Source organism: Xenorhabdus sp. TS4 (genome assembly GCF_014467265.1).
In the GTDB taxonomy this organism is placed as follows: domain Bacteria; phylum Pseudomonadota; class Gammaproteobacteria; order Enterobacterales; family Enterobacteriaceae; genus Xenorhabdus; species Xenorhabdus ehlersii.
In genome coordinates this window covers 1-6,357 of the sequence record NZ_NKHQ01000053.1, presented here as the reverse complement: position 1 = coordinate 6,357, position 6,357 = coordinate 1, and the positions used below count along the sequence as shown (strand labels likewise).

Here is a 6,357-nt window from a genome sequence, read left to right as displayed (position 1 = left end):
TGCGTCATCAGGAATGTCGTAGCGTGCCATCATCTTTTTCCCATATTGAAAACAGTTTAGATGAGAATACTATCAATTTACATTAAGGGACACAGCCTAGCCCCTGTTTTTGGCGATCGCAGTAGAAAAACGTTAGACAAGCTCCTTGCCCTCTTATCGCCCTTTGATATTCGGTTTTATTGCACGGATGATTATGTTGTTTATGACAGCCTTCCCGAGAAAGAGCGCCTGACTGGAAAGACGTTGACTCAGCGTATAGAGAGAACGAATTTAACGCAGCGTATTCGAATCAAAAGGTTGAATAGAAAAACACAGTAGGTTATTCCAAATCCGAAGATATGCATGACAAAGTGGTAGGTACGTTCATTGAGCGTGAATACTATATTTCATAACAGATCTAACTATTGGGAGCATGACCCCTTTTTACTTAAGCGTAAATCATATGTCGTTTTATAAGGAATAAAATAGTCAGCGGGTTTTTTTATTCTTCCTGTTCTTACCCTTTTCATTGGTATCGTTCATCACTTCTTTTCATCCATTTTGTAGCACATTCAATGCGTTCTAATTTAGCTCTGTTCATTATTAATTCATATTAATTCAATAACGAAAAAACTAACCTTAACATTTAAGTTAAGTCAGCCAAATCGATTTTCCTCATTGCGAAAAATTAAAAATCATAAAAGTTCATATTCCACGAAATACACAGGGTGTATACATGAACCGCAATTTTATAGGATTATTTAAATAAGACATCTAATCAAATGAACAATTTGACCAACTGTTTTTACGAACACTTTGTTTCCATTACCATAAGTAGCGAAGCCTCAAGGGTTGCAACCCTTGAGGCTTCTATAATGATTATACCGTCTATTACCCCAAAAAAGGTATCGGTATTCGACATGAAAGTATAGCAATTCGAATATAAGCCAAATTGGCTGAAATGGCATTCAATGATTTGCTTTTTTTGATATATATCACAAGTCTTGTGTTCGTTATGCCAATATAAGACTTAACCTTAGAAGATCGTGAATTAAAATATTAACGCATCAATGTTACTTATTTAAATTATCGAAACAACTATCACTATACTCATATCAAATTCAAACTAAGCCTAGGGGATAACGTTCTATCTCTTAAATTTTAAGCACCTAAATTAACTACTTTCCTCTGGACAACACCTTCTGCATCACCATCTGCCCGAGCAGGCCGGCCGACTGTTTCACCTGCCCGACGCCCTGGCTCATCATGCCGGCCATATCGCCCATCCGCACCCCGGCCCAGGCCAGTGCCCCCAGCCAGACCATCGGTAGCACAATAAACAGCGTGCCCATTACCAGCCCCATAATCAAATCATCCGAGGTATTCTGAATGCCGGCCAGATTGAACAGGCTGTGGGTGTCCGAGCCGTACAGGGCTTCCAGTAAATGGCTGTCCAGCCAGCGCGCCAGTTCCCACCAGAAGGTCAGGAAATTCAGTGCGAAAATCACAAACGTCAGCGTGAAGATGGTCTTAAATTCATAGGCCGCAAACAACAATATCAGCGGGATTAAGATATACAAGGCCATCAGGATCACCGCCTGCATCATCGGCAGTGCCTGACGTACCGCATCAAACACCGGCATGCCGAGTAATCCGCCCAATAGTGTCCCTGCGGAAGCCCCGATTCGGTTAGATCCATCCAACAGGGTGGGATCAGCATTGCCGCCATAGCCGGCATAGACATACCCTTCCTGAGAAACCGCCAGGTTCACCGGACTGACCAGACGGCGGATCACCGCGGCCTGATATTCCTGCGTATTTTTGCCCGACATTTTCAGGGTTGCAGACAGGCGCAGCCACAAGCCCGGATCGGCTTGTGCCAGTACCCGGTCTTTCAGGCCGGTTTGGGGGGCTGACCACCAGGCTTTGCAGTAGGGATATCCGCCCTGTCCGGTATCAGGCCGCCCATCATCCCGGCTCGCCTGCCACGGAAAGCCGGCTCTGGGTGTGCGGGATTGCAGTGTCCGGTAATCCCCGGCTAAAAACGTGCGGCTGCCCAGCCAGTCGATATCACTCAGGGTAGCCGGATCGGGGGTTTTTCCCTGATCCCGTTGTTTCCACTGATAAAGTGCCAGCGCATAACAATCGTGGGTAAAATCCTGCAATTCCGCCGCCAGTGCCGGGTTGCTGATGCGGGTATGCTGCACCTCAAAACGCACCTGCCGCAGATCCGGCCGGCAGGGGATGGAAGCCACCGCGGCCTGTGTCAGCCCCTTTGACAGCCGGTGCACCACCGCCCACCAGAGCGGTACGGCTGCCGTCTGGTTGTTCAGGCTGGACATCACCGGCGCATAGCCACTGTTATCCGGGGCGGTCGGTGTCCAGGTGCCACAGCTTTTGGCCCGGGACTGATCGTATTGGAGAGTCGTGAGGCTGACATTGACCAGTGGCACACAACAGACCACCATCACGAAAAAAGCACCGTACAGGGTGTTTTCAATCCGAGCCAGTGATTGCAGGCCGCCATGGCCGTCCTCTTCACCGTTTTCCCTGGCTTGCAGCCAGATGGCGATCACCTTGATCACTAAAGGCGTAGTAAACAATCCCGTCGCAATCAAAATTTGCCATAACCCGTTATTGACCACCCAGCCAAGCAGGGTCAGAAAGTATTCCAGATAGCTGTTGGTGGTCATTGTATTACCTCAATCGCGCCTGACAGGGCACATTCTCCCAGCAAAATAAACAGCAGGCTGGTCACCCTCATCCGTATCAGCATTATGCGATGTTCCGCCTGATGTTTTACCCTTTGCCAGATTTTCCGGCTGCCCCAAAGCAGCCATCCGTAAAGGCTTAATCGCCATAACAGCCAAAGTGATTGATAACTTTCCATCCAGCGATTGAAGGCAGAAAGGTTTTCGGGATAGCGCATCCCCGCCCAGCTTGTTGCTAACGTCACCGTCATCACCAGAGCGATAACCAGTAATAACCCGACACCTTTTCTGACTATTGAACGTTTCTCTGCCATCATACGCCTTACCTGCGCTCACGGTTTGGGGCTTCCAGCTGATAAAAGCGTGCATCGGTGCTGTCCGGGATCTGTTTTTGCGGATGCATGTTGATGCGCCGGGTGTCCCGCTCGATAATAGTCAGGATGGCATTGTGAGCCAGTTCGCGTTTCAGCTGCATCTCATTTTTTAACGCATTGATTTCCCGGTCCAGCGCCTCAATCCGCCGTTCCCCTTCTGCCAGCGCTTCTGATTGTGCCGCCGCATTGGGTTCGGACATCCCAGTGATAAGCATCCGCCGCATCAGCAACGCTGTTTCAGTGGTTTCGGCCATCGCCAGTTCGCCCGCCAGACGTGCGGTCAACGCAGCACGGTCCGGGTCTCGCTGCAACGCCTGAATGACGCCCGGGGTGACCGTCAGGCTGCCGGTTTTGAGTTTCGCCAGATTCGTGGTGGTCAGTTTTTCCGTGCCGCTGACCAGTTTCACCAGCTGTTCCGTATTGGTTCTGGTATGCGCTTCCAGCATCGGTGCAAACCCCGTACCTGCGACTGTTGTGCCCGGCTGGTGTTTTTCACCACCACTGACGCATTCTGCTGCGTAGACACAGGTACGGATTGCCCGGTCGCCCAGCACGCTGACCACTGCTTCGGCCGCTTCACGGGCATTGCTGAATTTACGGCAGGCACTGCCCTCACAATTTTGGGTGTTGACAGACGACTGGCTCAGTACCGGCAGCTGATTCATCATATTAAACCCGGCGCTGGCTAAATCGCGGGTCGGACGGATAGCATTTTGCCCCTTGCCCCCCTGGCGCAGCCCCCCAATCCACGGATGCCCGCCGGTACCGGTCATTTTGCTGCCGGCGTTATTGACGCGCACGGCATCGCCATCCCCGCCATTAACCAGATTTTTATATTCCTGCAAAGCGGCCGACTGAGTCCATTTGGTGTTCTGCGCAAAATCCATCATTTTATTGGCCATCGCCCGGCAGTTGAACTGGGCTTTGTCGAACGCCACATTGGCCTGCAAAACGCCGTTGGTCAGCATGTCATACAGCCCCGGATTGGCCCGTTGGATGACCATGGCCGGTAAGCTGGCGACAGCGCCGGTTGCGCCCTGAATCACCTCACTCATCAGGTTCTTGAACCCGGCCGTGATACCGTTCAACTGATTGCTGACAGTGGCTTTCAGGTCAAAATTGCCGCACATTAAATCCGAGCGCCAGCCCAGCTCCAATCCGCCAAGGGTGGCTGAACCACTGCGACTGGCGGGTTCAGAAATTACCGAACCGCCCCCCAGGGTATAGAACAGCGTATCGGACACCGCACCGCTGGCTTCTGCCCCATAGCCCAGTGCGCTGCGGTTCACCTGCGGCAATGTCAGGGACAGCCCGGCTGCCTTGGCCTGTGCGGAAGCGATGGTCAGCCCACCGACTATCAGCCATAACGTGTTTCTTTTCATCATCATTCATCCCTTATTCAGATATCCGTACTACTGAGAAAACGCTGTCCCCGGCGCTGGCAGCAACTGTAAGGCTGCCACAGGGCATACGCCTGATTGCCATTGATTGCCGCCGGGTGTTCACCATCAGGAAACACCGCGCAGGACTGACTTAACGTCGGTGATAACCGCTGCCATTGATGGTTTTGGGTGCCGGTATTTTCTGTCACCGGCTCTGGCGGCCAATAGCCATCCGTACGCTGTCCCTTCAAGACCTGATAAACATGGGGCTGTCCGGCACGGGTAATGATATCTGCGACCCGCTGCGCCACCACAGCAGACGCTTTGTCATCATCGGTCTGATTGACGAAACCTGAGCGCGGGTAAAGAGTGCCCCATAGATTGGCGGCCATCTGGTGACCCAGCTCCCGCTGACCGGGAATGAGGGCTTCCGGGTAGAACGATTCCGGCAAACCGGTGCGCCATGCCATCGTATCCAGCGTGCTGAGAAAATAAGGCATCAACGGGGTGGCCGCACTTCGGCAGGAATAACCGGGGATTTGCCCGCCTATCAGACGGGTGGCAGGATGGCCAATGGCATCAGCGTATTTGAAACGCAGGCTGGTACGGCGCTGACCTGAAATCTGATTATTGTGGTTACCGCCGCCGGCAGTCAGGTGGGATAACGCCCCGGTTACCGTATTTTCCAGCCCGCCGGCGAGTTGACTGACCGGTGCCATTTCTGACCACGGATTGCCGCCGGGGGCGTGATAGGTGGACACCACCGTTTCGGGCAGGTAATGGGTGACTTTGACCGAGGTTTTCACCGTGCAGCCATGCCAGGAACAAAACAGCCAGTAACAAATACCGCTGACCCGCCACTGAATACAGGCGGGCGAAAAGCTGCCGGCCACAATCTGGGCGGTATTGACTGAGGCCGGCGTAACCGGGGAAAATGCCGCTATCAGGGAGATAATCGCAGGAAAAGTCACACGTTGAATACTCATGGCTGAGCCGGCTCCCTGAGTGCGCGGGCTTTTGCCACATCTGCCGTGCCATACACCACATCCCTATCATCAAATACCACTGCCGGATACTTTTGCACGCCTGATTGCCATGCCTGTACCACGGCACGGTAAGCCTTGATAAGTTGTTGTTCCTGCTGATGCCATTGGGGTGATTGCAGCACAGTCTGTGCCTGAATAGCCGCTTGTTGCGGCTCAGCAGAAAGGTGAGCGAAGATTTTCTGCCGCTGTTGTTCAGCCACATCCAGCCATCGTCACACAGCCCGGCAGCAGCTTTAATGAACGTGTGCTCCAACAACATCAGTTCCAGTGAACCGGTGTGCGGAAAAATTTCAGCAAAAGGGGAGCGTTCAGCCGGAGACACAGTGTGCACCGTGGCCGGGGGGGTATGTTGTTGCATGGTATTCTCCTGATAAAAACAACGGAGAACACCTGACCCAATGGGAAATGTGTTCCCCGTTGGGTGACTGGCCGGTTGGCCATCATGGATAAGATTAAGCGACCTTCATCGTCATCAGACTGACGATATCTGCTTCCAAAGGGGCGCAGATGTACCACACCGTAGTGTACTCCCTTGCAGGCTACAGGAGTGTTGCTGTCGCTGCCCAAAGGTGATCCTCACAAGCGACCGGATCATGGATAAGTCTGACTACGCTAATAAACAGAAATCATCAGGTCAATGGGTAATTCATTTTCCGGGACAAAAAATAATGTCAGGAGTGCGACGGAATTTTTGGGGCGTCAGGGAGAAACTGTCAATACGCCGTGACCCGTTCAAGCCGTGTGGTCTAATACTACAGCCGTAATTGCTCTGTCACCATAGGGTTATTCCGACGACGGTAATGACATTGTTGTGCATAGTATTGGTGTCGCCGCCGCCAGTCTGACCAATGTAAAATCTGTTCGA

The 6,357-nt window shown here is 52.1% G+C and carries 4 protein-coding genes and 2 pseudogenes; 1 reads left to right on the top strand and 5 read right to left on the bottom strand.

Annotated elements, in window-relative coordinates; translation table 11 throughout:
- Positions 1-96 precede the first annotated feature (96 nt).
- Positions 97-392 (top strand): annotated as a pseudogene (locus tag Xets_RS13195) (IS1 family transposase); the annotation flags it as partial.
- Positions 393-1,157: 765 nt separating this feature from the next.
- Here the strand turns inward: Xets_RS13195 and Xets_RS13190 are convergent.
- The 5 genes and pseudogenes from Xets_RS13190 to Xets_RS13170 all read right to left on the bottom strand — a co-directional run.
- A complete protein-coding gene (locus Xets_RS13190) occupies positions 1,158-2,672 on the bottom strand; it encodes a conjugal transfer protein TraG N-terminal domain-containing protein (protein ID WP_187651846.1) in 1,515 nt (504 codons plus the stop codon).
- On the bottom strand, positions 2,669-3,007 hold the full coding sequence (locus Xets_RS13185; protein WP_255430636.1) for a hypothetical protein: 339 nt from the start codon (positions 3,005-3,007) through the stop codon (positions 2,669-2,671). The genes Xets_RS13190 and Xets_RS13185 overlap by 4 nt, the downstream gene beginning before the upstream one ends.
- 5 nt (positions 3,008-3,012) lie before the next feature.
- Positions 3,013-4,452: an integrating conjugative element protein gene (locus Xets_RS13180; protein ID WP_187651845.1), complete on the bottom strand. Its 1,440-nt coding sequence runs from the start codon at positions 4,450-4,452 to the stop codon at positions 3,013-3,015.
- A gap of 11 nt (positions 4,453-4,463) precedes the next feature.
- Positions 4,464-5,432, bottom strand: coding sequence for a TIGR03756 family integrating conjugative element protein (locus Xets_RS13175; RefSeq protein ID WP_187651844.1), 969 nt, complete (start codon positions 5,430-5,432; stop codon positions 4,464-4,466).
- Positions 5,429-5,701, bottom strand: a pseudogene (locus tag Xets_RS13170) (TIGR03757 family integrating conjugative element protein); the annotation flags it as partial. The pseudogene Xets_RS13170 and the gene Xets_RS13175, both read right to left, overlap by 4 nt.
- Positions 5,702-6,357 lie beyond the last annotated feature (656 nt).

Bases quoted from the DNA above. Each gene is read 5' to 3' on its own strand.
- Xets_RS13190 (WP_187651846.1), bottom strand. From the start codon at position 2,672: ATGACCACCAACAGCTATCTGGAATACTTTCTGACCCTGCTTGGCTGG.
- Xets_RS13185 (WP_255430636.1), bottom strand. From the start codon at position 3,007: ATGATGGCAGAGAAACGTTCAATAGTCAGAAAAGGTGTCGGGTTATTA.
- Xets_RS13180 (WP_187651845.1), bottom strand. From the start codon at position 4,452: ATGATGATGAAAAGAAACACGTTATGGCTGATAGTCGGTGGGCTGACC.
- Xets_RS13175 (WP_187651844.1), bottom strand. From the start codon at position 5,432: ATGAGTATTCAACGTGTGACTTTTCCTGCGATTATCTCCCTGATAGCG.